This window comes from Streptomyces sp. NPDC093018 (assembly GCF_040684035.1).
GTDB lineage: Bacteria > Actinomycetota > Actinomycetes > Streptomycetales > Streptomycetaceae > Streptomyces > Streptomyces murinus.
This window is the reverse complement of record NZ_JBFBFF010000012.1, coordinates 77,250-98,691: the sequence shown is the minus strand read 5'-3', so window position 1 is coordinate 98,691 and position 21,442 is coordinate 77,250. Positions and strand designations below refer to the sequence as shown.

Genomic DNA, 21,442 nt, shown 5'->3' with positions numbered 1-21,442 from the left:
GAGCTGGACCCGGCTGAACCGAGCTGGACCCGGCTGAACCGAGCCGGGCCCGGCTCGATCCAGCCGACCGCACCCTGCCCGCCCCAGCCGACCATGCTCTGCTCGCCCCGGCCGACCGCCCTGCCCGCCCCACCCGACCGTGCCCTGCTGGCCCCGGCTGGCCCTGCCAGGCCTGCCCTGGCCGACCGTGCCCGGCCCGCCCCGGCCCGGACCCCCGCAGCCCCCCGGCCCGGACCCCCGCAGCCCCGCCCCGGCCCGGACCCCGCGGGCACTGCCCCGCCAGGCCGCCCCCGGTCGCCCCGTCCGGCCCGGCCCCCTCGCCCCGACTCGGTTTGACGCCCAAGGAGGCAGCATCATGCTCGGCGCACAGATGCAGTTCGAACTCAGCAGACTGGTCGACGCGGCCTGGGCCGTCGCCGCCTACGCCGCACAGGGCCGCGACGACCTCAGCCCGCAGCAGCGCGCCGCGGTGGAACGGGCGCTCACCCTGTCCGGACTGCCGGTCGGCCACCACGATCCGGAGTTCGCCGCCGCCCTGACCAGCCAGCTCGCCCAGGCCGCGGCCTTCGCCGAGGGCCCCACCAAGGGCTGGGGCGACATGCCCGACGAGGTCCTGCTCGCCCAGGGCCGCGGCTCACGCCAGGTCGCCGACTGGATCGTGGACGAGGCCGCACCCGTCCTCGGTCTCACCGGCATCGCCGAGCGGACGGATGCCGCCTTCCTCGACGTCGGCGTGGGCACCGGCCAGCTCGCCGCCCGGATCGCCGAACGCTGGCCGCGCGCCCGGGTCGTCGGCGTGGACCGCATGGCCCGGGTCCTCGGCCTCGCCCGCACCGTCATCGACAAGGCGGGCTGCGCCGACCGGGTCGAGCTGCGCCACGGCGATGTCACCGACCTCGCCGACGACGCGGTCTACGACCTGGCCTGGCTGCCGCTGAGCTTCATGTCACCGGACGCGATCCCCAAGGCCCTCGAAGCGGTGCGCCGGGTGCTGCGCCCCGGCGGCTGGGTGATCGCCACCACCTTCGCCGCCGACTCCGAACTCCCCATCGTCAACGCGATGTCCGACCTGGTCACCGCGGTCAACGGCGGCAGCTCCCTGACCCAGGAGGACCTCCTGGTGGAGATCCGCGCCGCCGGCTACAGCGAGTCACTGGCCCTGCCTTCCACCCCGCTGACCGGCGCGCTGACCGCCGCCCGCGGCTGAGCCAGCACGAGGAGAGAGACATGACGAACCACGAGACCGGCTTCGCACCCGTCAACGGCACGGAGCTCTACTACGAACGCGCGGGCTCCGGCGACGCCGTGGTCCTGCTGCACACCGGCAACGGCAACACCACCATCTGGGACGGCCAGTTCGAGGACCTGGCCGAGGACTACACCGTGGTCCGCTACGACTGCCGGGGCTTCGGCCGCTCCGGATACCCGGACGCGCCGTACCAGTCCGCCGACGACCTCGCCGCCCTCCTCGACCACCTCGGCATCGAGCGCGCCCATGTGATCGGCCCGTCCTTCGGCGGCCGCATCGCCGTGGAGTTCGCGGTGCTGCACCCCGCCAGGGTCCGCTCCCTGCTGCTGGCCGCCCCGGTCAGCCGGGAGCATGTGTGGACCGACGAGGTGAACACCAACCGGATGGCCGAGGAGGACCTCATCTGGGCCGGTGACGACGACAAAGCCCTCGACATCAGCCTCGGCAGCTGGGTCGCCGGACCCAAGCGGACCCTCGCGGACATGGACCCGACGCTGATCGCACGGCTGCGGATCACCGCCACCGCGGGTTACGACCGCAGGCGCAGGACGGTCGCCGAGACGGGCAACGAGCCCGACGAACTCGAACTCGTGCCCAACGCCGCCGAACGGCTCGGCTCCCTCCAGGTGCCCACGCTCGTGCTGATCGGCGGCATGGACCAGCCGGACGCCATCGAGATCGGCGAGCGGCTCGCGCGCGACATCCCCGGGGCGCGCGCCGAGTACATCGACGACCTCGGCCACATGATCACCATGGAGCGGCCCGAGGAGTTCCTCCAGAAGGCCCGCGCCTTCCTCGCGGAGGCGGCCCGATGACCGGACTCCTCGCACCCCGCGCGCTCACCCCGGCGGAACTGGCCTCCGTCACCGCCGAGTTGGACGCCGTACCCGTACCCTTCCGGTTCGCCCTGTCGGCCGCCCGGCTGCCCACGGCCACCTTCGGACAGATGTCCCGCACCTGGACGACCTTCCGGCGCGGCGTCGAGGCGTTCATCGACCGCCACGACGGCGACGCCGGCCGGATGGCCAAGGCCCTCGGCCTGCCCGAGCAACTGATCCCGATGTGGGAGTCGTTGCCCGCGCGGGACTGGCATCTCATCGGCCGCCCCGACATGATCCTCGGCACCACCGACGGCACCGGACCCGAGCGCTGCGTCATCGTCGACGTCAACGCGGGCTCCCTCGCGGGCCTGTTCCCGCTCAACGACATGCTGCTGCGCGCCCACCGGGCGGACGTGCTCAGGCCGGAGTTCGGTGCCTGCGGCGAACCCCGGTACCTGATGGGCCGTTTCGCGGACGTTCTGCGCCGGCATCTGACGCACGAGGACGGCCTGATCGCCCTCACCTACTACGCCGACGAGGCGGCCGGCGACGACCACTTCGACAACTGGCACTACCGCTCCCTGGTGCTGGAACTGGCCCGGCACGGACTGACCGCGCGCTCCGTGCACATGGAGGACATCGAGATCCGCGACGGCGCCGCCTGGCACCGGGGTGCACGCATCGGGCTGGTCCACCGCTACTTCCTGCCGGACGCCGAGAACCCCCACCACATGGCCGAGTTGGGCCGGATCTCCGCCGCCGCCCGCGACGGCGCACTGCGGTCCGTCACCGGCCTGTGGGGCGAGATCCTCGCCACGAAGGCCACCCTCGCCATGCTCTCCGACGAGGAGTTCACCGGCGAACTGCCGCCCTCCCTCGCCGCCGACCTCACCGAGGCGGTGCCCTGGACCCGGCGGCTCACCGAGCGCCACACCTTCTGGCGGGGCGAGCGCGTCGACCTGCTCGACTGGTCGCTGCGCAACCAGCACCGCCTGGTGATCAAGCCCGCGCTGGGGGAGAAGGGCCGGGACGTCCTCATCGGCCGCGAACTCACCGCCGCCGACTGGTCCGCCCTGATCGAGCAGGCGGCCGGCGCCGAGCGCCCCTGGGTCGTACAGGAGCTGATGACGGCGACCCCGAAGCCCCTCTCCTACCAGGACGACTCCGGTGACCTGCACGAGATCACCGTCCCCGTGGTCTATGGCTCCTACGTCCTGGACGGCGAGTTCGTCGGCGCCATCCGCCGCTACGGCATCAAGGGCGACGGCCACCTGATGATCAACGGCCTCCAGGGCGCCATCCCGGCACCGGTCTACTGGGGCGACGATGAGTGACCTCGCGGCCCCGGACGACCTCGTCCTCCTCAACCCCGGCCCCGCGGGCACCTCCCCGGGGGTGCGCGCGGCCCTGCTGCGGGGCGATCTGTGCCACCGCGAACCGGAGTTCGCCGAACTCCTCGCCCGGCTGCGCACCTCGATCCCCCGCTGCCTCGGCGTGCCGGACACCCATGAGACGGTGCTGATCACCGGCTCCGGCACGGCGGCCATGGAGACGGCCGTGATCGGCTCGGTCCGCGCCGGACGCAAGCTGCTGGTCGTCGACAACGGCGTGTACGGCGCCCGGCTGCTGGCCATGGCCGAGGCCCATGGGATCGAGACGGTCGTGGTGGAGGCACCCTGGACCACTCCGGTCGATCCGGTCGCCATCGCCGATCGGCTGCGCTCGGACGGGCATATCGATGCCGTCGCGTGCGTGCATCACGAGACGACCACCGGAATGCTCAACCCGATCGCCGAGATCGGCGCGATCGTCCGTGATCACGAAGCGGTCTTCCTGGTCGACACGATCAGCTCGACGGCCATCGAGTCACCCGATCTCGCCGAGGTCGGCGCCGACATCATCTGCGGGACCGCGAACAAGGGCCTGCACGGCATCCCCGGCGTCTCCTTCCTGCTGCTGTCCACCGCCAAGGGCGTCGACCGGGTCGCCGCGGTGCCCCGGCGCAGCGTCTACCTCGACCCCGCGGCCCAGCTGGCGGCCCAGCGCGCCGGGGACATCCCGTTCACCCCGGCCGTCCAGACGTGCTACGCGCTGGACGAGGCGATCACCGAGTACGAGACCGCCGGCGGGTACGCGGCACGCGTCCGGCTGTACCGGGAGCGGGCGGCCGTGGTGCGCGCCGGGTTCGCCCGGCTGGGCCTGCCGGTCCTGATCGAGGAGCCGTACCGCGCGAACTCGGTCACCGCGCTCGAACTGCCCACCGGCGTCACCTACCCCGCGCTGCACGACGAGCTGAAACAGCGCGGCTACGTCATCTACGCGGGCCAGGGCCGCCTGTCGCGGACCCACTTCCGCATCGCCACCATGGGCGAGATCCCGCTGCCCCGACTGATGGAACTGGAAGGGGCGCTGGAGGAGTCGATACGGCACCTGGCGAAGGCGCGGGGCGCGTAGGGGCGGGAGCGGTCGAGGGGAACACGCCGAAGAAGCGGTCGTGACGACGAAGGCCCCGCCGGTCATACGCCCGGCGGGGCCCGGTCATACGCCCGGCGGGGCCCGGTCATACGTCCGGCGGGGCCTTCCGCACGTCCGCCGCGTCCGCCGCGTCCGCCACGCCCGCCGGGAACGGTCGCGCCGGAATCCCAGGTGCGTGCCACGGCCGGCCGTGACAGTCTCTCCGCATGTCGATCATCGGTGTGTCTCCCGGGGTGTCCCTCGCGTACGAGACCTTCGGCGACCCCGGCGACCCCCCGGTCCTGCTCGTGATGGGATTCGGCGCGCAGCTGCTCGCCTGGCACGAGGACTTCTGCCGGGCGCTCGCGGCCCGCGGCCGCTATGTGATCCGGTACGACAACCGCGACTGCGGGCTGTCCACCGGGTTCGACGACCACCCCGTCGACATGGGCGAGTTCATCGCCGCCGTCAGCTCCGGTGACCTTCCCGCCGCGCTCGCGATGGTCCCCTACCGGCTCTCCGACATGGCCGCCGACGGCCTCGGCCTGCTCACCGCGCTCGGTGTCGAACGCGCCCATGTGGTCGGCGCCTCGATGGGAGGAATGATCGCCCAGACGATGGCCGTCGCCGCCCCGGAGCGGGTACTGACCCTGACCTCGATGATGTCCTCGACCGGCGAGAGCGAGTACGGCAGGCCGAGCCCCCAGGCGCAGGCCGTGCTGTTCGGACCGAGGCCCGCGGACCGGGAGGGGTACGTAGCGGCGGCGGAGAAGGAACTGGTGTGGGCCTCCAAGCGGTACGGCGACGCCGCGGCGCTGCGCGAACTGGCCGCCGCGAGCTACGACCGCGCCTACCACCCCGCGGGGATCGGACGACAGCTCGGCGCCATGATCCTCAGCGGCTCCCGCGCGGACGCGCTCCGTGAACTGCGGGTACCGACACTGGTGATCCACGGCCTGGACGACACACTGATCGACCCCAGCGGCGGCCGGCGCACCGCGGAACTGGTGCCCGGTGCCGAACTCCTGCTGCTCCCCGACATGGGCCACGACCGCCCCCGCGAACTCTGGCCCACGCTCATCGACGCACTGGTGGCCCACACAGGCTGAGCGTGCGCGCGCATCGCGACGCCGAGGAGTTCCGGTCCTCCATGTCGACCACCCGGTACTAGCCCTCCGCGTCGACCACCCGGAACCGTTCGGCCACGACCAGCGCGTCGTCGTCCACGACGGGTGTGTAGCCGAGCAGTTCGGTCACCTGCTCACCGCGGAAGAAGTCCCGGTGCGCGGCGGCCCATTCCTGGACGTTCGCGTAGCCGCGGCCCTCGTCCAGCGCGAACCGGTCGTCCACCTCGCGGAACGGGATCACCCGGGCCTCGGTCAGTTCGATCACGACGGCCGTACGGTCGTCCGAGTCGAGCACCGCGTACCGCTGGCCGGCCTCTGGGACGGGCTGCCCTATCCGCTCCAGGATCTCGACCAGCGCCGTCATGGCCGTCTTGCGGCCGCTGATGATGGCCTCGACCCCGCTGTCCCGCTCCGGGCCGGGGAAGGCGAGGGCGAGCTTGGGGAGATCGTCAGCACTCATGCGGCCGAGCGTACCCGACGGCGTACCCGAACTCGTGTAGATCACAACGGAGTTGCACCGGAAAGCGGAACGCGGAACGCCGGCCCGTCCGACCCGCGGCGGGGGTCGGACGGACCGGCGTCGAGGCGCTCACCCGGTCCGGAGGGTTCCCGGACTACTTGGTGAAGGCGCCGGTCCCGTTCGGGGTGCCGAGACCCGTCGGGCCGTCGTAGCCCTTGCCCGCCTGGCACAGGTAGGCGACGTCGCAGGACCCGTTCGAGCCGCTGGTCACGTCGTTCAGCTGGTCCGGGTGGGAGTACGGGTACGACGCCGGGGTGTCACCCGAGCCCGGGGCGCCCGCGAGGGCGTAGACACCGGCGATGAAGGGCGCGGCGGCGCTGGTGCCGCCGTACACGTTCCAGCCGCTGGCCTGGTAGGTGTCGTAGACGGCGAGACCGGTGGCCGGGTCGGCCACGGACGCGACGTCGGCGACCGCGCGCTTGGCGCAGTCGGTGTCCTTCTGCCAGGACGGCTTGGCGTCGTACTGCGAGCAGCCCGAACCCGCGCCGTCGCCGCCGGCCGAGGTACCCCAGACGGTCTCGGAGTAGCCGCGGGTGCTGCTGTCCTTCTTCAGCGAGGTGCCGCCGACCGCCGTCACGTACTGCGAGGCCGCCGGGTACTCGACGCCGTAGCCGCTGTCACCGGAGCTGACGGTGATGGCGACGCCGGGGTGCTTGAAGTACTGGTCGTCCGCGGTGGTGTCGTCGGACCCCTCGCTGCCGCCGTAGCTGTTGGACACGAACTTGGCGCCCTGCTTGACGGCCTGGTTCACGGCCGCGCCCAGGTCGTCCATGTTCGCCGACTTGGCCTCGACCAGCAGGATGTTGCACTGCGGGCAGGCCGCGCTGACCATGTCGACGTCGAGGGAGATCTCCCCGGCCCAACCCGCGTCCGGCGTCGGGTAGTTGCTGCCGCCGTCCTGGTCGATCTTCTTGAAGCAGCCGTTGTCCGTGCTGCACTCGGGAAGGTTGTACTGGGAGCGGTAGGCCGCCAGGTCCTTCTCGGCGTTCGGGTCGTCGTTGGCGTCGACGATCGCGACCGTCTGCCCCTTGCCGCCGTCCTTCGGGAGGTTGTAGGCGGCGGCCAGGTCGGACGGCCCGAAACCCTGCGGGGTGTCGTTGCGGCCGAGGGACTTGTGCTGGGCGATGTCGGTGCGCTCGACCGACTGGCAGGCCATGTAACCGGGCTTGCTCGGCTGCGAACACAGCCGGTGCGTGTGCACCGACGCGGCCGCGGAGGTGGTCGCCGCGTGCGCGGCGGCAGGAGTGGTGGCGAAGGCCGACGTCTGCGTGGCGACGGCCACGCCGCCGGTGATCAGCGCCGCCGCGGACAGCAGCGCAGGAGCGCTGCGGCGTATGCGGTTCCTTCTGCGGTGGGAATGCAAAGAACTGCCCTCCGTGGGGGGATGGTCGACTCCGGAGCGACGGCCTGATGGGCATGTCAAAGGCATGACAACCCACCGTTGGGGGTGGCCGGCCGGAGTCTGGTTCTGGGCATGTCGATGGATCTGCCACCCCGGTCAGTGGTGGCTGGGGTCGAGGTTATTGACTGTTTGCCGTTGAGAACAAGGGCAGTTGGTAAAACCTTGGCCCAAGCTCTTTGAACGGCCGATATGTTGTGCGGCCATGGAGCTGGACGACACCACCGTCAACCGTCTGATGTCCCTCGGGCTCGCCCGCTACGAGGCCCGGGTCTATCTGTCACTCATCAGGCGCGGCTCCTACACGGCCGCCGAGGTGGCCCGCGAGGCCGATGTGCCGCGCCAGCGCGTGTACGACGTCCTGGACGCCCTGGTGCGGCGGCAGTTGGCCACCGCACGCCCCGGACGTGTGACGACGTACTCCGCGGTGCCTCCTGAGCCGGCCCTGGCCCGGCTGATGTCCGCCCAGCGGGAGACCGTCGACCGACTGGAGCGGTCCTCTCAGGAACTGGCCGCTCTGCTGGGTCCGTTGTGGACCCAGGGCCGGCAGCACACCGACCCCCTGGACTACATCGAGGTGCTGCGCGACCCGAAGGCGATCGGTGAACGTTTTGCCGATATCCAGTTTCAGGCTCGTCACGAACTCCTCACCTTTTGCAAACCCCCCTTCGTCGCGCCGCCCGAGAACACGGCGGGCATCACCGCCGTGCGGCGCCTTCATCAGGGCGGCGGCACGGTCCGTGCGATCTACCTCTCCGACACCCTGGCCGACCCCGAGACCGCCGACCACGTACGGCGGTTCGCCGCCGCGGGGGAGGAGGCGCGCTTCGCCGCCGACCTCCCGCTCAAGCTCGTCATCGCCGACGCGTCCCTCGTCCTGTGCGACATGCCGGACCCGGTGGCGGGGGCGGACACCACGACGACCCTGTTCATCGAACATCCGGCTCTCGCGGCCTGCCTGCGGCTGGCGTTCGACACGGTGTGGGCGGCGGCCCGGCCGGGTCCGGAGTCGTGAACTTCCCTGCTGCGGCGCGGAGATGGCCGGGGCGGGGGAGTGGCCGGATGTGAAGAAGCGGTGAGATGTGCGAAGGCGGTGGCGGGATCACCTGCCGGTGTTCCCGCCACCGCCCGCCCTGTCCGAGCTGCCCTCCCGGAGCCGCCCGGTCAGGGGCGCAGGATCAGCCGGATCGGGTCGCCGGTCTTGTTCTCCAGGCGCTCGACCGCCTCGGCCGCCTGCGCCAGCGGGAGTTCGCCGCTGATCGAGGCGGAGAAGTCCAGCCGGCCGCCCTGGAGCAGGGCCAGCAGCTGCGGCAGCGCGACCGGCATGTCGGAGCCGTAGTGCCCGAGGATCTGCTGCTGGAGATAGCTGAAGCGGGTGCCGTCGGCGACGGTCAGCGGCTGGTCGGTGAGGCCCACGAGAACCAGCCGGCCCTTGGCCGCGAGCACCGACAGCGCCTGCGCGCGGACCGCGGGGACACCGGCGAAGTCGAACGCGGCGGCGAGACCCGCCCCGCCGGTCGCCTCGCGGATCCGCTCGCGCAGCGCCGGGTCGGCGGAGTCGAGCGCCAGGTCCGCGCCCTGGGCGAGGGCGCGCTCGCGGGCGGTGGGGTTGGGGTCGATCGCGACGACCGGGTACGCGCCGACGGTCCGCAGCAGCTGGACCGCGTGGACGCCGAGCCCGCCGACGCCCCAGACGCCGACCGCCTCGGCGGGCTTCACGGCACCCGTGACGGTGATCGCGCCCCAGGGCGTGGAGACCGCGTCCGGGATGATCGCGCCCTGGTCGAAGGGGATGGCCGCGGGCAGCTCGGTCAGGGCGTGCTCGGAGGAGAGCGCGTACTCGGCCCAGCCGCCGTCGTAGTCCACGCCCCGGGTGTACGTGACGCCCTCGCGGATCTCACCGGCGTACAGCACGACCCGCTGGCCCGGGGTCCAGCGGGTGACGCCGGGGCCGGTCCCGGCGATGGTGCCGGACACCTCATGGCCCAGGGTGACCGTGTCGCCGCGCAGCAGCAGCGGGGTGAGGGTGCCGTCGATCAGATGGACGTCCGACAGACAGACGCCCGCGGCCTCCACCTTCACCAGGACCTGGCCGGGGCCGGGTTCGGGCTTCGCCACTTCCTCGATCCGCAGGGTGCGGCTCGGGATGTGCAGCCGGGCGGCGAGCATCTGCTCCATGACATGGCCTCCTTGGCGCGGCGGCGACCCCTGGGGCCGCGAGCCCCTTAACGCAAGTCGCCTTGCGATGAAACCTACGCCCGCCCTCGGGCTAAAGCAAGTAACCCTGCGTTATGGTTGACCATGCCCTCGTCCGACCAGAACGCACCGCCCCTGCGCCGCCGCGGGGCCCGGATGCGCTCCGCCGTGCTCGCCGCCACCGTGGACGTCCTGACCGCACAGGGGCTCGCCGGTACGACCGTCGGTGCCGTCGCCCGCGCCGCCGGCGTCCATGAGACCTCCGTCTACCGGCGGTGGGGGACCCGCGAGAACCTGATCCTGGAAGCGCTGACCGAACAGCTCGACGCGGCCATGCCCGTGCCGGACACCGGACACGTCCGCGACGACCTCGCCACGTACTTCGGCGCGCTCGCCCGGCTGCTCGCCACCGCGCAGGGCGAGGCGCTGCTGCGGCTGAGCGTCGAACGCGACGACACCCTGCCGGACCGCCGCCTCCCCTACTGGACCGAGCGCCTCGAACGCGGTGCCGTCATGGTCCGCCGGGGTGTCGAGCGCGGCGAACTCGCCCCGGACACGGACCCCGGCCTCGTCATCGAGGCCATCAGCGGCGCCTTGTTCACCCGCGCCCTGATCAGCGGCGCCCCCCTCGACGAGCACCTCGCCACCCGCCTCGTCACCCTGACCCTCACGGGCACCCTCCCGCGCCCCCCGGCCGGCCCCTGACCCGGACCAGGGGGCGCTGGGGCGCTTGCGCATCCCCCAGGGGGAGGCGCCAAGGTGGGCGCAGCCCCGCGGGCCACCGGCGGTACGGCGCCGACGCCGTCGCGCGTCCGGAACTGGTGCGGACCCTGCGCGAGTTGGGCATCGATCAGGTCACGGTCCGCAGGGTCGTGGACCGCGAGGCCGCCCTCCCCGAGGCGGCCTGGGCGCATGCCGAAGCCCTGGCGATGCAGATCCGCACCCTGTGGCTGGGGCGCGCGGTGCTGACGGCGGTGGCCGAACGCGACCCGGACCCAAGGGAGTTGGACCTCATGCACCGGCTGGCCAGGCTCACCGAGCGGCAACGCCGCCGTCTCGTCGAGGAGTTCCTCGACGCGGTGTTCGGCGCCGCCGCCGACCCGTGCCTCGCGGCGGCCGGTCGTACGATGACGCCCGAACTGCCCGACGACCCGCGCACGGAACAGCTGCGGGCCTGGGCCGAACTCGCGCAGCTGACCCAGGACCCGGAATTCCGGGACGTCCTACGGCGGTTGGCGGAGGCCGAGGCGGGTGAAGGGCGGGGTGTCGGTGGTCCCGGCCGGGGACTGTGGGGCGTCCTTCACGACCAGGTCGGCCCGGCCGTGGCGGCGGGCACCGGCCCGGAATCGGCCGAAGCCGCCCGGGTCCTCGCCTCCGTGACCGCCCACTACGCCCGCCTCCTCGGCCGGTCCGACGACGACGCCGTGCGCGCCCGCCTCCTCGACCGGCTCCGCCTCGCCGCCGACCCGCGCCGCGAGCTGTACCTCGGCCTCCTGGCCGTGATCAACGACCGGCCGCGCCCGGAGAGCCGCGCGCCCCTGCTCGACCGGACGGCGCGCGCACTTCTCGCCGACGCGCGCTGAGGGCGCCGGAACGCGAGGAACCTCTGTCGGATCCCTTGACGGCACGCGCCCGCGCCGATTAACTCACGTCCTAAATTAAGACGTGAGGGCCTTTGGAGGGCAGCGGTCGTACCGACCGCTCCCGGTGCGCGATCCCGAAGGCTCTCGACGCCCGGAAGGGACACCTGGAGACATGCGCAGCATCCGAGCCGCGGCCGTCGGCGCCGTCACCCTCTCTCTCGCCCTCACGGCGACGGCCTGCGGAGGCGGTTCGTCCACGGGGGGCGGGTCCGACGACGCGCCGAAGACGCTGACCTACTGGGCCTCCAACCAGGGCGCCAGCGTCGCCGTCGACAAGCAGGTACTCCAGCCCGAACTCGACAAGTTCCAGAAGCAGACGGGCATCAAGGTGAAGCTGGAGGTCGTGCCCTGGCCCGACCTGCTCAACCGGATCCTGACCGCGACCACCTCCGGTCAGGGCCCCGACGTGCTGAACATCGGCAACTCCTGGAGCGCCTCCCTCCAGGCGAGCGGCGCGCTGCTGCCCTGGGACACCAAGAACTTCGACAAGATCGGCGGCAAGAGCCGGTTCGTGCCGTCCGCGCTCGCCTCCACCGGCGTCCAGGGCAAGGACCCGGCCGCCGTGCCGCTGTACGCGCTGGCGTACGCGCTCTACTACAACAAGAAGATCTTCGCCGACGCCGGTATCTCCCAACCGCCCGCCACCTGGGACGAGTTGATAGCCGACGGCAAGAAGATCAAGGCCAAGGGCAGCTCCCCGCTCGGCGCCGAGGGCTCCAACGTCTCGGAGAACATCCACCACATCTTCGTCTTCGCCAAGCAGCGCGGCACCGACTTCTTCACCGCCGACGGCAAGCCGAACTTCACCGACCCCAAGGTCGTCGACGCGGTCAAGAGCTATGTCGATCTGATGGCCAAGGACCAGGTCATCCCGACCGGGGACGCCGAGTACGCGCAGAACCAGTCCGTCAGCGACTTCGCCAAGGGCCGCCAGGCCATGCTGCTGTGGCAGTCGGCCTCCGCCAACCTCGCCTCCCAGGGGATGAAGGACAGCGAGTACGGCGTCGCGCCCGTGCCGGTGCGCTCCGGCACACCCGGGCCCGGCACCGGGATCAACTCGATGGCCGCCGGCATCAACATCGCGGTCTTCCGCAACACCCACAACCTCGACGGGGCGACGAAGTTCGTGAAGTTCATGACCTCCGACGAGGAGCAGAAGATCCTCAACAAGGCCTACAGCTCCATCCCGGCGGTCACCTCGGCGCAGAACGACCCCGCGTTCAACACCCCCGCCAACACCGTCCTGAAGAACACCCTCGCCACCAGCGCCGCCGCCCTGCCGCAGGTGCCCGCCGAATCGCAGTTCGAGACGACGGTCGGCACCGCCGTCAAGGACCTGTTCGCCGACGCCGCCGCCGGGCGCGCGGTGACCACCGACTCGGTCAGGGCCGCGCTCCAGAAGGCCCAGCAGCAGATGCCGGCGGCGTAACGGCCATGACCACCAACACCCTTGAGGAGTCGGTGGCGAAGTCTCCTCCCGGGACAGCGGCGTCCTCGGCCCGCCGCCGTCCCGGGAGGATCCGCCGCGCCGGGCTGCCGTATCTGCTGCTCCTGCCCGCCCTCGTCCTCGAACTCCTCGTCCACCTGGTGCCGATGGTCATCGGCATCGTGATGAGCTTCAAGGAACTCACCCAGTTCTACATCCGCGACTGGGGCACCGCCCCCTGGTCAGGGCTCGGCAACTACCGCCTGTCGGTGGACTTCCACGCCCCCGTCGGCGCGGCCCTGCTGCACTCCTTCCTGGTCACCGTCGGCTTCACGCTGCTGTCCGTCGCCCTGTGCTGGCTGATCGGCACCGCCGCCGCCCTCTTCCTCCAGGACACCTTCCGCGGCCGCGGCCTGCTGCGCGCCCTGTTCCTGGTGCCGTACGCGCTGCCCGTCTACGCGGCCGTCATCACCTGGGTGTTCATGTTCCAGCACGACAACGGGCTGGTGAACCACGTCCTGCACGACCAGCTGCACCTCGGCGCCGAGCCCGCCTTCTGGCTCATCGGCGACAACAGCTTCTACGCCCTGCTGACCGTCTCGGTGTGGAAGGGCTGGCCGTTCGCCTTCCTCGTGGTGACGGCCGGACTCCAGAACATCCCGGGCGAGTTGTACGAGGCGGCCGCGCTGGACGGCGCCGGCATGTGGCAGCGGATCCGCCGCATCACCCTGCCGTCCCTGCGACCGGTCAACCAGGTCCTGGTCCTGGTGCTGTTCCTCTGGACGTTCAACGACTTCAACACGCCCTATGTGCTGTTCGGCAGGTCCGCGCCCGAGGCCGCCGACCTCGTCTCCGTGCACATCTACCAAGCCTCCTTCGTCACCTGGAACTTCGGCACCGGCTCCGCCATGTCCGTCCTGCTGCTGCTCTTCCTGCTCGTGGTGACGGGCGGCTATCTGCTGGCGACCACGCGGGAGCGGAGGACCACCGATGTCTGACTCGCCGCTGGCACCGCCGCGTTCGTTCCGCTGGGCCCGGCGGGTCTTCCTCACCCTGCTCACCGGCTTCGTGCTGCTCCCGGTGTACGTGATGCTCTCCAGCTCGCTGAAGCCGCTCGCGGACGTCTCCGGGAAGTTCCGCTGGGTGCCCAGCGGACTGACGATCCGCCCGTACATCGACATGTGGTCCACGGTGCCGCTCGCCCGCTACTTCGTGAACTCGCTGATCGTGGCGGGCTCGGCGACCGTACTGTCCGTCGTCGTCGCGGTGTTCGCCGCCTACGCGGTCAGCCGCTACGACTTCCGGGGCAAACGCGTCTTCACGGTCACCGTGCTGTCCACCCAGATGTTCCCCGGCATCCTCTTCCTGCTCCCGCTCTTCCTCCTCTACGTCAACATCGGCAACGCCACCGGCATCGCCCTGTTCGGCTCCCGCGGCGGTCTGATCCTCACCTACCTCACCTTCTCCCTGCCGTTCTCCATCTGGATGCTGACCGGGTACCTCGACTCGGTGCCGCGCGACCTGGACGAGGCCGCGCTGGTCGACGGCTGCGGGCCGCTCGGCGCGCTGTTCCGGATCGTCGTACCGGCCGCTGTCCCCGGCATCGTCGCCGTCGCCGTCTACGCGTTCATGACCGCGTGGGGCGAGGTGCTGTTCGCGTCGGTGATGACGAACGACACCACCCGCACCCTCGCCGTCGGCCTCCAGGGCTACTCCACCCTCAATGACGTCTACTGGAACCAGATCATGGCCGCCTCGCTGGTCGTCAGCGTCCCCGTGGTGGCCGGATTCCTGCTGCTCCAGCGCTATCTCGTGGCCGGACTGACGGCGGGGGCCGTCAAATGACCGGCAACACCCCGTATTCCGAAGGGACTTCCGTGTCCGAACGCATCGACCTCGCCGCACTCCCGGACGGCTTCCTGTGGGGCACGGCCACCTCGGCCTACCAGATCGAGGGAGCCGTCGCCGAGGACGGCCGGACCCCCTCCATCTGGGACACCTTCGCGCACACCCCGGGGAAGATCGCGGGCGACGACCACGGCGACGTCGCCTGCGACCACTACCACCGCAGGGGCGAGGACATCGCCCTGATGCGCCGCCTCGGCCTCAACGCCTACCGGCTCTCCACCGCCTGGCCGCGCGTCGTCCCCGGCGGCACCGGCCCCGTGAACCCCAAGGGCCTCGCCTTCTACGACGCGTTGGTGGACGACCTGCTGGCGGCGGGCATCACCCCGTCCGTCACCCTCTACCACTGGGACCTGCCGCAGACGCTCCAGGACCGCGGCGGCTGGCCGGAGCGGGACACCGCCCACGCGTTCGCCGCGTACGCCGACGCCGTGGCCCGGCGCCTCGGCGACCGCGTCAAGCTCTGGGCGACGCTCAACGAGCCGTCCTGCTCGGCCTGGATCGGCCACCTGGAGGGCACGATGGCCCCCGGCCAAACCGATCTGACCGCCGCGGTCCGCGCCTCCTGCCATCTGCTCCTCGGCCACGGCCTCGCCACCGAGGCCGTCCGCGCCGCCGTCCCGGACGCCCGGATCGGCATCGTCAACAACCTCTCCACCGTGCACCCGGCCACCGACCGCCCCGAGGACATCGCGGCCGCCCGCCGGCACGACGGCCATGTCAACCGCTGGTGGCTCGACCCCGTGCACGGCCGCGGCTTCCCGGCCGACATGATCGAGACATACGGCGTCGAACTCCCGCTGCGGGACGGCGACTTGAAGACAATCGCCGCACCCCTGGACTGGCTGGGCCTGAACTACTACTTCCCGGCCCATGTCGTCGACGACCCCGAGGGCCCCGCGCCGTACGCCCGCACCGTCCGCCGCGAGGGCGTCCCGCGCACCGGCATGGACTGGGAGATCGACGCCGGCGGCATCGAGACCCTGCTGCTCCGGCTCACCGAGGAGTACGGCGCCCGCACCCTCTACCTCACCGAGAACGGCTCCGCCTTCCCCGACACGGTCCGCCCCGACGGCACCGTCCACGACCCCGAACGCCAGGACTATCTGGAGGCCCACCTCGCCGCCTGCGCCTCCGCCGCCCGCCGGGGCGCCCCGCTGGCCGGCTACTTCGCCTGGTCCCTGCTGGACAACTTCGAATGGGCGTACGGCTACGACAAGCGCTTCGGCCTGGTCCACGTCGACTACCGGACCCAGGCCCGCACCATCAAGGGCAGCGGGCACCGGTATGCGGAGATCGTGCGCGCACACCGGGAACGGGGCCGCAGCGCCGCCTGAGCCCGGCCGGGGGTCCTGCGGCCGTGGCACAGGACCCCGGCAGGTCCGCCATCTCGAACCGGCGTGCCGCGGCCCGGCTCCCGGTATCGGCGACGAAGGCACCGGTGATCGCTCCTCCCGAAGGCGCTGCCGCGGCGCCGGCGGAGGCGGCGATGACGAACTGTCCGTCGGCGACCACCAGCCCCGCTCCCGCCCCCGAGAGCGCCGCAGGTCGGAGAGCGCCGCGATGCCGTGCCCGTGCTTTTTGCGGCGTGCCACCACCCGCTCGGGGGGCGCAGGGACGGATCAGCCGCCGGCCCTGTTCACAGGTGGACCTCTCGGCCGTCGTTCACCGGGCAGTGCCAGTCAAGGGTCCCGTTGGAGACATGAGGCGTCGCGGGGTGGGTGTGGCCGGGGGCCGGGCACCGGGGGACCGGTTGGCCGCCGGTGGATTCGATGACGCTGTCCTGGAGTTGCTCCGCCAAGAGGAGCAGCGCCTCGGGTTCGGGCAGCGCGTCGTCCAGGTCCACCGTGACCGAGGTGCCGTCCGGGTAGGTGAGGGTGACGTGCACACCGGCCCCGGTACCGGGGGCCGTGCCTTCCGTGCCGACCTTGAGCACGGCTCCTTCCGGCGCTTCCAGACTGCGCAGAAGGGACTCCGCCCAGCCGCGTACCGTCCGTACGTCGAGTGCCATGAGCCACCGCCCGTCCGTCGGTCCTACTTCTTCGCCGTCACGTCCGCCGCCCAGGTCAGCGAGCCCGTGCCCGGGCGACCGCCGATGTCGACACGGAAGGTCATGTAGTCCTGGAACTGGACGTGATCGGCATGCTCGACCGGCTTCAGTGTGCCGTGGAAGTGGTAGCTCCTGCCCACGACATGACCCGCGTTCTTCGGCATCCGCCGTCCGTTCCGCCACCAGGAGACACCGGACTCACGGACGTTGCCGGTGATGACGGACTGCACGCGGGCGGAGATCTTGAATCCCCAGTTGATGGTGGAGTGGTGACAGTTGAACCGGGCCGCGAGGGTACCGTTGGCGTTGCTCCAGCTCGGGTTCTTGTCACAACGCAACGTCGCTGAAGGGCGTTTGGCCGCGCCGGTCCGGGCCGTCCGGCCCGGCGCCGCACGCAGGCTGCCCTTGCCGAGTCCGAGCCGCGCGCCGATGCGGTCCAGATCCGTGCGGGAGAGTTTCGGGCCACCCTTGAACGTGAAGCGCAACGTCGTGCGTACGTTCCCGGTGACCGTCGCCGCCGTGTAGCTCCGGCCTGCAGCGTCCGCGACAGCCGCGGCACTCACCGCCGCCCCGGCGCCGGACCGCTCCGGAGCCGCCTGGGCGGCCGGGGCGACGAGCACGGCCGCGGCGAGCACGACCGCGGCCGCGGCGACCGGGCCCCTCGGCATCCTCCTGCCCTGCCCCGCACCGCCGGTCGAGCCGTGAGCCGTTCCCCCGGCGCTGCCGCCTCGGGTCCTCCCACCACGTTCCCCGTTCACCACGCCGCTCCCCTCGGTCCGGTGGCTCTCCACGCCGTGATGCTCTCCAGGAGCGTCCACCGCGACGCCCGAACGGGCGAGCGTTCACCTGGACGAGCGAACAGCGGGCGGCGCCCGCGACGGGAAGCGTCGGCCGCGTCGCCCCGGCGCACCGCGACGGCCGGGCGGACCCAGGCGGGCGAGCACCGCTCGACGGCCGGGAGCCGGACCGGGCATCGGTGGCGCGAGGATCACCCGGCCGTGGCAGGATCCCTGACTGTGAGCGCATCCTGGGCGGTGAGGGGCCTGCGGGCCGCGGTGTTCGCCGCGGTGTGCGTGCTGCTGGCCGCCGCGGGCCATGGGCTGGCCATGGGGCAGCCGCCCTCGCTCCGCTGCGACGGGGTCGGTTTCCTCGCGGTCTTCGCGCTCGGCTGGACGCTGGGCGCGCGGGAGCGGTCGGGGCCGGGCATCGGCGCGGCGATGCTGCTCACCCAGGCGGGGCTGCACCTGGGCTTCGACGCGGCCCACAGCGACTCCGGTACGACCCGCACCGGCGCCCCTATGCCCGGCATGCCCGGTATGGTCGGACCTGCCGCGCATGCCACGGCCGCGCACGCCACGGCCCATGCCACGGCCGCCCACCTCCTCGCCGCCCTGGCCGCCTCCTGGTGGCTGCGGCGGGGCGAGGCCGCGCTGTGGTCGCTGCTGCGGCGCACCGCCGCGCTGGTTCCCGCCCTCCGCACCCGGTGGCGGCCCGCCCCGCTGCCCGCCACCGCCGAGCCGGTCCCGCGCGAGCGGTCCGCCGACGTCCCGCCCCGCCGGGCCCCGCTGCGGCACGCGGTCACCCGGCGCGGACCGCCCGCCCCGATCCCGTACCCGCTCTGACCCCCGAGCCTTTGTCACTCGTCACCGTACGGAGATCGACTCACCATGTCCGCATCACGCACCACCCTGCGCCGCGCCGGCGCCGTCACCGCCCTCACAGCCGCCTCGGTCCTGCTGGCCGCCGGTGCCGCCGCCGCGCATGTCACCGTCCACCCGGAGAGCTACGCCAAGGGCGCCACCGACGGCGTGCTGACCTTCCGAGTGCCCAACGAGGAGGACCACGCCTACACCAGCAAGGTCCAGGTCTTCCTGCCCACCGACCACCCCGTCCTCGGCGTCCTGGTCCACCCGGGGGACGGCTGGAGCGCCAAGGTGACCACCACCAAGCTGAAGACGCCGGTCAAGACCGACGACGGCACCATCACCGAGGCCGCCTCCGAGATCACCTTCACCGGGGGGAAGATCGAACCGGGGCAGTACGAGGACTTCAACGTCGCCTTCGGTGAACTCCCCGAGGACACCGACCAGTTGGTGTTCAAGACGCTGCAGACCTACTCGGACGGCAAGGTCGTCCGCTGGATCGAGCAGCCGGCCTCGGGCGACGACGAGCCGGAGAACCCGGCCCCGTCCCTGAAGCTCACCGCGGACGACGCCTCACCCGCCGCCGCCCCTGCCAAGACGGCCGCCGCGACCACCGCCAAGGCGAGCGACTCCACCGCCCGCGAACTCGGCGTCGCCGGTCTGGTGATCGGCGTCCTGGGCCTCGCCACGGCCGCGTTCGCCCTGCTGCGCGGCCGGTCCTCGGCACGGTCGTAGCGAGGGACACCGGTGGGCCCGCACCTCGTGCGCGGCCCACCGGCGCGCGGGAGCGCGAAGCGTCGAGGATGTTGATCCGCTCCAGCACCGCTCGGGCATATCTCCCTGAGCGCCCCCGACCGGCGCCCCCCCCCGCGCCGGGAATGCGGCCCCCACCACCCGCGGTTGATCTCTTCATGACTCAGGACTCCACGCAGGACGCGCTCCTCCCGCTGCTCTCCGAAGGACACGGCGGCGTGCTGGTCACCCTCCGCCGCGACGGCCGCCCCCAGCTGTCCAATGTCAGCCACGCCTACGACCCGGACGAGCGGATCATCCGGATCTCCGTCACCGACGACCGCGCCAAGACCCGCAATCTGCGCCGCGACCCCCGCGCCTCGTACCACGTCACCAGCGACGACCGGTGGGCGTACACCGTCGCCGAGGGCATGGCCGAGCTGTCCCCGGTCGCCGAGGACCCCCATGACGAGACCGTGGCGGAGCTGATCCGGCTCTACCGGGCGGTCATCGGCGAGCATCCGGACTGGGACGAGTACCGCGCCGCGATGGTCCGCGACCGCCGACTGGTCGTCCGGCTGCATGTCGCACGGGTGTACGGCATCCCCAAGCGCTGACCCAAACAGCCCTCCTAGGCCGCGCTCTGCGTCCGCGCCTCGATCGCCCGCAGTACGGCGACCATGTCCTCGGCGCCGTGCCCCTGGCTCACCGTCTCCTCGAAGAGGGCGTGGCAGGCGTCGAGCAGCGGGGACGCCAGACCGGCCTTGCGGGCGGCCTCGGCGACGAGGCGGTTGTTCTTCAGGACGTCCAGCGCGGCGGCCTGCACCGCGAAGTCCCGGTCGCGCAGCTTGGGCGCCTTCATCCGGGAGACCGGGCTGGCCATCGGGCCCGCGTCGAGGACGTCCAGGAACAGCCGGGGGTCCAGGCCCTGCCGTTCGGCGAAGTGGAAGGCCTCGGTCAGCCCGGTCACCAGGGTGATCAGGAACAGGTTGACCGAGAGCTTCATCAGCAGCGCGCCCGGCGCCGCACCGCACCCGAAGGTCTCCCGGCACATCGGCGCGAGCAGCGGCCGTACCGTCTCCACCGCGGCCGTCTCACCCGCGAGCATGGCCACCAACCGCCCCTGTTCCGCGGGCACTCGGGACCCGGACACCGGCGCCTCGACATAGCGGCCGCCGGCGGCGCGGACGTCCGTCTCCAGCGCGGCGGAGTACTCGGGCGAGGTCGTGCCCATGTGGACGACGGTCCGTCCCGCGACCCGCGCGGCCAGCTCCGGGGTGCCGCGGCCGAGGACCGTGTCGACGGCCGGCTCGTCGGCGAGCATCAGCAGCACCACCTCGGCCCGCGCGAACACCTCGGCGGCGTCCCCCGCGACCTCGGCACCGGCCGCGCGCAGCGGCTCGGCGCGGTGCGGGGTGCGATTCCAGACCACCAATGGGGTGCCGGCCGCCGCCAGGCGCAGGGCCATGGGCCCGCCCATCACTCCGAGACCGATGAATCCGACGCGCACGGGGGCCGCCCTTCGCTCCACGGGCCGATTATGACAGCGGTCATAGTAGCGAACGTTATGACGGCGGTCATAGGCTTGCCCCTGGGTTGTCCCCTGGGGTGTCCCCGGGTTTGTTCCGGAGTGAGAGACGGAGGCGAGGACATGCGCGAGCGGCAGCGCGGCCCGCGCGAGCGGATGGTGTTCAGCGCGGCCCAGCTCATCCGGCGCGACGGGGTGAACGCGACCGGCATGCGCGAGGTCGCCGCACACGCCGGCGCCCCGCGCGGCTCCCTCCAGCACTACTTCCCGGGCGGCAAGGAACAGCTGGTCGGCGAGGCCGTCGCCTGGGCCGGACGGTACGCGGGCAAGCGCATCGGGCGCTTCGTCGAGCAGGTGGCCGAGCCGACGCCGAGCGCGCTGTTCGCGGCGATGGCCGCGCAGTGGACCGAGGAGTACGACCGGGACGGCTTCGGCGCGGGCTGCCCGGTCGCCGCCGCCGCTGTCGACCGCGCCGCCTCCGACGACATCACCCGTGCCGCCGTGGCCGCCGCCTTCACCGCCTGGCGGACCCCGCTCGCCGAGGCCCTCACCGCCATGGGCGTGCCCACCGCCCGGTCCGCGGACCTGGCCACGCTGATGATCAGCGCCCTGGAGGGCGCGATCCTGCTGGCACGGGCCGAGCGGGACGTACGGCCCCTGACGACGGTGGTGCGCGAACTGGGCCCGCTGCTCGACGCGGCGGTGACCCGGCCCGCGTGAGTTCCCGGCCGCGCGTCGGTGAGCGGGCG

22 protein-coding genes are annotated in these 21,442 nt (G+C 72.2%); 16 read left to right on the top strand and 6 right to left on the bottom strand.

Translation table 11 applies throughout. From position 1 onward, the window contains the following. The first annotated feature begins 355 nt into the window (after nt 1-355). The 5 genes from AB0N90_RS25240 (at nt 356) to AB0N90_RS25220 (ending at nt 5,633) form a co-directional block, all read left to right on the top strand. Nucleotides 356-1,207 (top strand): class I SAM-dependent methyltransferase, encoded by an 852-nt coding sequence (locus AB0N90_RS25240; RefSeq protein ID WP_361675537.1) that lies wholly within the window; start codon nt 356-358, stop codon nt 1,205-1,207. A gap of 20 nt (nt 1,208-1,227) precedes the next feature. Then, complete coding sequence (locus tag AB0N90_RS25235) at nt 1,228-2,064, top strand: alpha/beta hydrolase (RefSeq protein ID WP_365200199.1); 837 nt, start codon at nt 1,228-1,230, stop codon at nt 2,062-2,064. Continuing rightward, nucleotides 2,061-3,404: a hypothetical protein gene (locus AB0N90_RS25230; protein ID WP_365200196.1), complete on the top strand. Its 1,344-nt coding sequence runs from the start codon at nt 2,061-2,063 to the stop codon at nt 3,402-3,404. Before AB0N90_RS25235 ends, AB0N90_RS25230 begins: the two co-directional genes overlap by 4 nt. After that, nucleotides 3,397-4,524, top strand: coding sequence for an aminotransferase class V-fold PLP-dependent enzyme (locus AB0N90_RS25225; protein WP_365200194.1), 1,128 nt, complete (start codon nt 3,397-3,399; stop codon nt 4,522-4,524). The genes AB0N90_RS25230 and AB0N90_RS25225 overlap by 8 nt, the downstream gene beginning before the upstream one ends. A 227-nt stretch (nt 4,525-4,751) precedes the next feature. Beyond that, nucleotides 4,752-5,633: an alpha/beta hydrolase gene (locus tag AB0N90_RS25220; RefSeq protein WP_365200191.1), complete on the top strand. Its 882-nt coding sequence runs from the start codon at nt 4,752-4,754 to the stop codon at nt 5,631-5,633. A gap of 58 nt (nt 5,634-5,691) precedes the next feature. On the opposite strand, the gene AB0N90_RS25215 is transcribed toward AB0N90_RS25220, so the two are convergent. Continuing rightward, nucleotides 5,692-6,111 carry an ASCH domain-containing protein gene (locus AB0N90_RS25215; RefSeq protein ID WP_365200189.1) on the bottom strand — a complete coding sequence of 140 codons (420 nt, stop codon included), beginning with the start codon at nt 6,109-6,111 and terminating at the stop codon, nt 5,692-5,694. Nucleotides 6,112-6,265: 154 nt separating this feature from the next. Further along, nucleotides 6,266-7,534, bottom strand: coding sequence for a S53 family peptidase (locus AB0N90_RS25210; protein ID WP_361675556.1), 1,269 nt, complete (start codon nt 7,532-7,534; stop codon nt 6,266-6,268). 241 nt (nt 7,535-7,775) lie between these two features. On the opposite strand from AB0N90_RS25210, the gene AB0N90_RS25205 reads away from it, so the two are divergent. After that, nucleotides 7,776-8,585 carry a helix-turn-helix domain-containing protein gene (locus tag AB0N90_RS25205; RefSeq protein WP_365200186.1) on the top strand — a complete coding sequence of 270 codons (810 nt, stop codon included), beginning with the start codon at nt 7,776-7,778 and terminating at the stop codon, nt 8,583-8,585. A gap of 149 nt (nt 8,586-8,734) precedes the next feature. Here AB0N90_RS25205 and AB0N90_RS25200 read toward each other — a convergent pair whose 3' ends face one another. After that, on the bottom strand, nt 8,735-9,748 hold the full coding sequence (locus AB0N90_RS25200) for a zinc-binding dehydrogenase (RefSeq protein WP_365200184.1): 1,014 nt from the start codon (nt 9,746-9,748) through the stop codon (nt 8,735-8,737). Nucleotides 9,749-9,871: 123 nt separating this feature from the next. Here AB0N90_RS25200 and AB0N90_RS25195 point away from each other — a divergent pair, with 123 nt between their 5' ends. The 6 genes from AB0N90_RS25195 (at nt 9,872) to AB0N90_RS25170 (ending at nt 16,077) form a co-directional block, all read left to right on the top strand. After that, nucleotides 9,872-10,471, top strand: a complete 600-nt coding sequence (locus AB0N90_RS25195; RefSeq protein ID WP_361675564.1) for a TetR/AcrR family transcriptional regulator — start codon at nt 9,872-9,874, stop codon at nt 10,469-10,471. A gap of 134 nt (nt 10,472-10,605) precedes the next feature. After that, nucleotides 10,606-11,349, top strand: coding sequence for a MerR family transcriptional regulator (locus AB0N90_RS25190; RefSeq protein WP_365200181.1), 744 nt, complete (start codon nt 10,606-10,608; stop codon nt 11,347-11,349). 172 nt (nt 11,350-11,521) lie between these two features. Next, on the top strand, nt 11,522-12,838 hold the full coding sequence (locus AB0N90_RS25185) for a sugar ABC transporter substrate-binding protein (protein WP_365200178.1): 1,317 nt from the start codon (nt 11,522-11,524) through the stop codon (nt 12,836-12,838). 5 nt (nt 12,839-12,843) lie between these two features. Continuing rightward, a complete protein-coding gene (locus tag AB0N90_RS25180) occupies nt 12,844-13,833 on the top strand; it encodes a sugar ABC transporter permease (protein ID WP_365200176.1) in 990 nt (329 codons plus the stop codon). A gap of 7 nt (nt 13,834-13,840) precedes the next feature. After that, the gene (locus tag AB0N90_RS25175) at nt 13,841-14,680 is read left to right on the top strand and encodes a carbohydrate ABC transporter permease (RefSeq protein ID WP_361675998.1); all 840 of its coding nucleotides are present in this window, start codon (nt 13,841-13,843) and stop codon (nt 14,678-14,680) included. Next, entirely contained in the window at nt 14,677-16,077 is a 1,401-nt protein-coding gene (locus tag AB0N90_RS25170; RefSeq protein ID WP_365200175.1) for a GH1 family beta-glucosidase, read from the top strand. Before AB0N90_RS25175 ends, AB0N90_RS25170 begins: the two co-directional genes overlap by 4 nt. 302 nt (nt 16,078-16,379) lie before the next feature. Here the strand turns inward: AB0N90_RS25170 and AB0N90_RS25165 are convergent, their stop codons facing one another. Both AB0N90_RS25165 and AB0N90_RS25160 read right to left on the bottom strand, forming a co-directional pair. Next, a complete protein-coding gene (locus tag AB0N90_RS25165) occupies nt 16,380-16,751 on the bottom strand; it encodes a hypothetical protein (protein WP_365200172.1) in 372 nt (123 codons plus the stop codon). Nucleotides 16,752-16,774: 23 nt separating this feature from the next. Further along, a complete protein-coding gene (locus tag AB0N90_RS25160) occupies nt 16,775-17,458 on the bottom strand; it encodes a hypothetical protein (protein ID WP_365200170.1) in 684 nt (227 codons plus the stop codon). A gap of 348 nt (nt 17,459-17,806) precedes the next feature. Between AB0N90_RS25160 and AB0N90_RS25155 the strand changes: the two genes are divergently transcribed. The 3 genes from AB0N90_RS25155 (at nt 17,807) to AB0N90_RS25145 (ending at nt 19,782) form a co-directional block, all read left to right on the top strand. Then, the gene (locus AB0N90_RS25155) at nt 17,807-18,412 is read left to right on the top strand and encodes a hypothetical protein (RefSeq protein WP_365200168.1); all 606 of its coding nucleotides are present in this window, start codon (nt 17,807-17,809) and stop codon (nt 18,410-18,412) included. 45 nt (nt 18,413-18,457) lie between these two features. Further along, nucleotides 18,458-19,168 carry a YcnI family protein gene (locus AB0N90_RS25150; protein ID WP_361675587.1) on the top strand — a complete coding sequence of 237 codons (711 nt, stop codon included), beginning with the start codon at nt 18,458-18,460 and terminating at the stop codon, nt 19,166-19,168. 176 nt (nt 19,169-19,344) lie between these two features. Beyond that, the gene (locus AB0N90_RS25145) at nt 19,345-19,782 is read left to right on the top strand and encodes a PPOX class F420-dependent oxidoreductase (protein WP_361675590.1); all 438 of its coding nucleotides are present in this window, start codon (nt 19,345-19,347) and stop codon (nt 19,780-19,782) included. Between the two features lie 14 nt (nt 19,783-19,796). On the opposite strand, the gene AB0N90_RS25140 is transcribed toward AB0N90_RS25145, so the two are convergent. Beyond that, on the bottom strand, nt 19,797-20,924 hold the full coding sequence (locus AB0N90_RS25140; RefSeq protein WP_365200165.1) for an NAD(P)-dependent oxidoreductase: 1,128 nt from the start codon (nt 20,922-20,924) through the stop codon (nt 19,797-19,799). Here AB0N90_RS25140 and AB0N90_RS25135 point away from each other — a divergent pair. Continuing rightward, on the top strand, nt 20,817-21,413 hold the full coding sequence (locus AB0N90_RS25135) for a helix-turn-helix domain-containing protein (protein WP_365200162.1): 597 nt from the start codon (nt 20,817-20,819) through the stop codon (nt 21,411-21,413). The genes AB0N90_RS25140 and AB0N90_RS25135 overlap by 108 nt on opposite strands. Nucleotides 21,414-21,442: the final 29 nt, after the last annotated feature.

What these genes read in the sequence shown, in the direction of transcription:
- AB0N90_RS25160 (WP_365200170.1), bottom strand. Translation starts at nt 17,458, where the DNA reads ATGCCGAGGGGCCCGGTCGCCGCGGCCGCGGTCGTGCTCGCCGCGGCC.
- AB0N90_RS25240 (WP_361675537.1), top strand. Translation starts at nt 356, where the DNA reads ATGCTCGGCGCACAGATGCAGTTCGAACTCAGCAGACTGGTCGACGCG.
- AB0N90_RS25150 (WP_361675587.1), top strand. Translation starts at nt 18,458, where the DNA reads ATGTCCGCATCACGCACCACCCTGCGCCGCGCCGGCGCCGTCACCGCC.
- AB0N90_RS25225 (WP_365200194.1), top strand. Translation starts at nt 3,397, where the DNA reads ATGAGTGACCTCGCGGCCCCGGACGACCTCGTCCTCCTCAACCCCGGC.
- AB0N90_RS25165 (WP_365200172.1), bottom strand. Translation starts at nt 16,751, where the DNA reads ATGGCACTCGACGTACGGACGGTACGCGGCTGGGCGGAGTCCCTTCTG.
- AB0N90_RS25235 (WP_365200199.1), top strand. Translation starts at nt 1,228, where the DNA reads ATGACGAACCACGAGACCGGCTTCGCACCCGTCAACGGCACGGAGCTC.
- AB0N90_RS25145 (WP_361675590.1), top strand. Translation starts at nt 19,345, where the DNA reads ATGACTCAGGACTCCACGCAGGACGCGCTCCTCCCGCTGCTCTCCGAA.
- AB0N90_RS25195 (WP_361675564.1), top strand. Translation starts at nt 9,872, where the DNA reads ATGCCCTCGTCCGACCAGAACGCACCGCCCCTGCGCCGCCGCGGGGCC.
- AB0N90_RS25230 (WP_365200196.1), top strand. Translation starts at nt 2,061, where the DNA reads ATGACCGGACTCCTCGCACCCCGCGCGCTCACCCCGGCGGAACTGGCC.
- AB0N90_RS25200 (WP_365200184.1), bottom strand. Translation starts at nt 9,748, where the DNA reads ATGGAGCAGATGCTCGCCGCCCGGCTGCACATCCCGAGCCGCACCCTG.
- AB0N90_RS25205 (WP_365200186.1), top strand. Translation starts at nt 7,776, where the DNA reads ATGGAGCTGGACGACACCACCGTCAACCGTCTGATGTCCCTCGGGCTC.
- AB0N90_RS25135 (WP_365200162.1), top strand. Translation starts at nt 20,817, where the DNA reads ATGCGCGAGCGGCAGCGCGGCCCGCGCGAGCGGATGGTGTTCAGCGCG.
- AB0N90_RS25220 (WP_365200191.1), top strand. Translation starts at nt 4,752, where the DNA reads ATGTCGATCATCGGTGTGTCTCCCGGGGTGTCCCTCGCGTACGAGACC.
- AB0N90_RS25185 (WP_365200178.1), top strand. Translation starts at nt 11,522, where the DNA reads ATGCGCAGCATCCGAGCCGCGGCCGTCGGCGCCGTCACCCTCTCTCTC.
- AB0N90_RS25170 (WP_365200175.1), top strand. Translation starts at nt 14,677, where the DNA reads ATGACCGGCAACACCCCGTATTCCGAAGGGACTTCCGTGTCCGAACGC.
- AB0N90_RS25180 (WP_365200176.1), top strand. Translation starts at nt 12,844, where the DNA reads ATGACCACCAACACCCTTGAGGAGTCGGTGGCGAAGTCTCCTCCCGGG.
- AB0N90_RS25215 (WP_365200189.1), bottom strand. Translation starts at nt 6,111, where the DNA reads ATGAGTGCTGACGATCTCCCCAAGCTCGCCCTCGCCTTCCCCGGCCCG.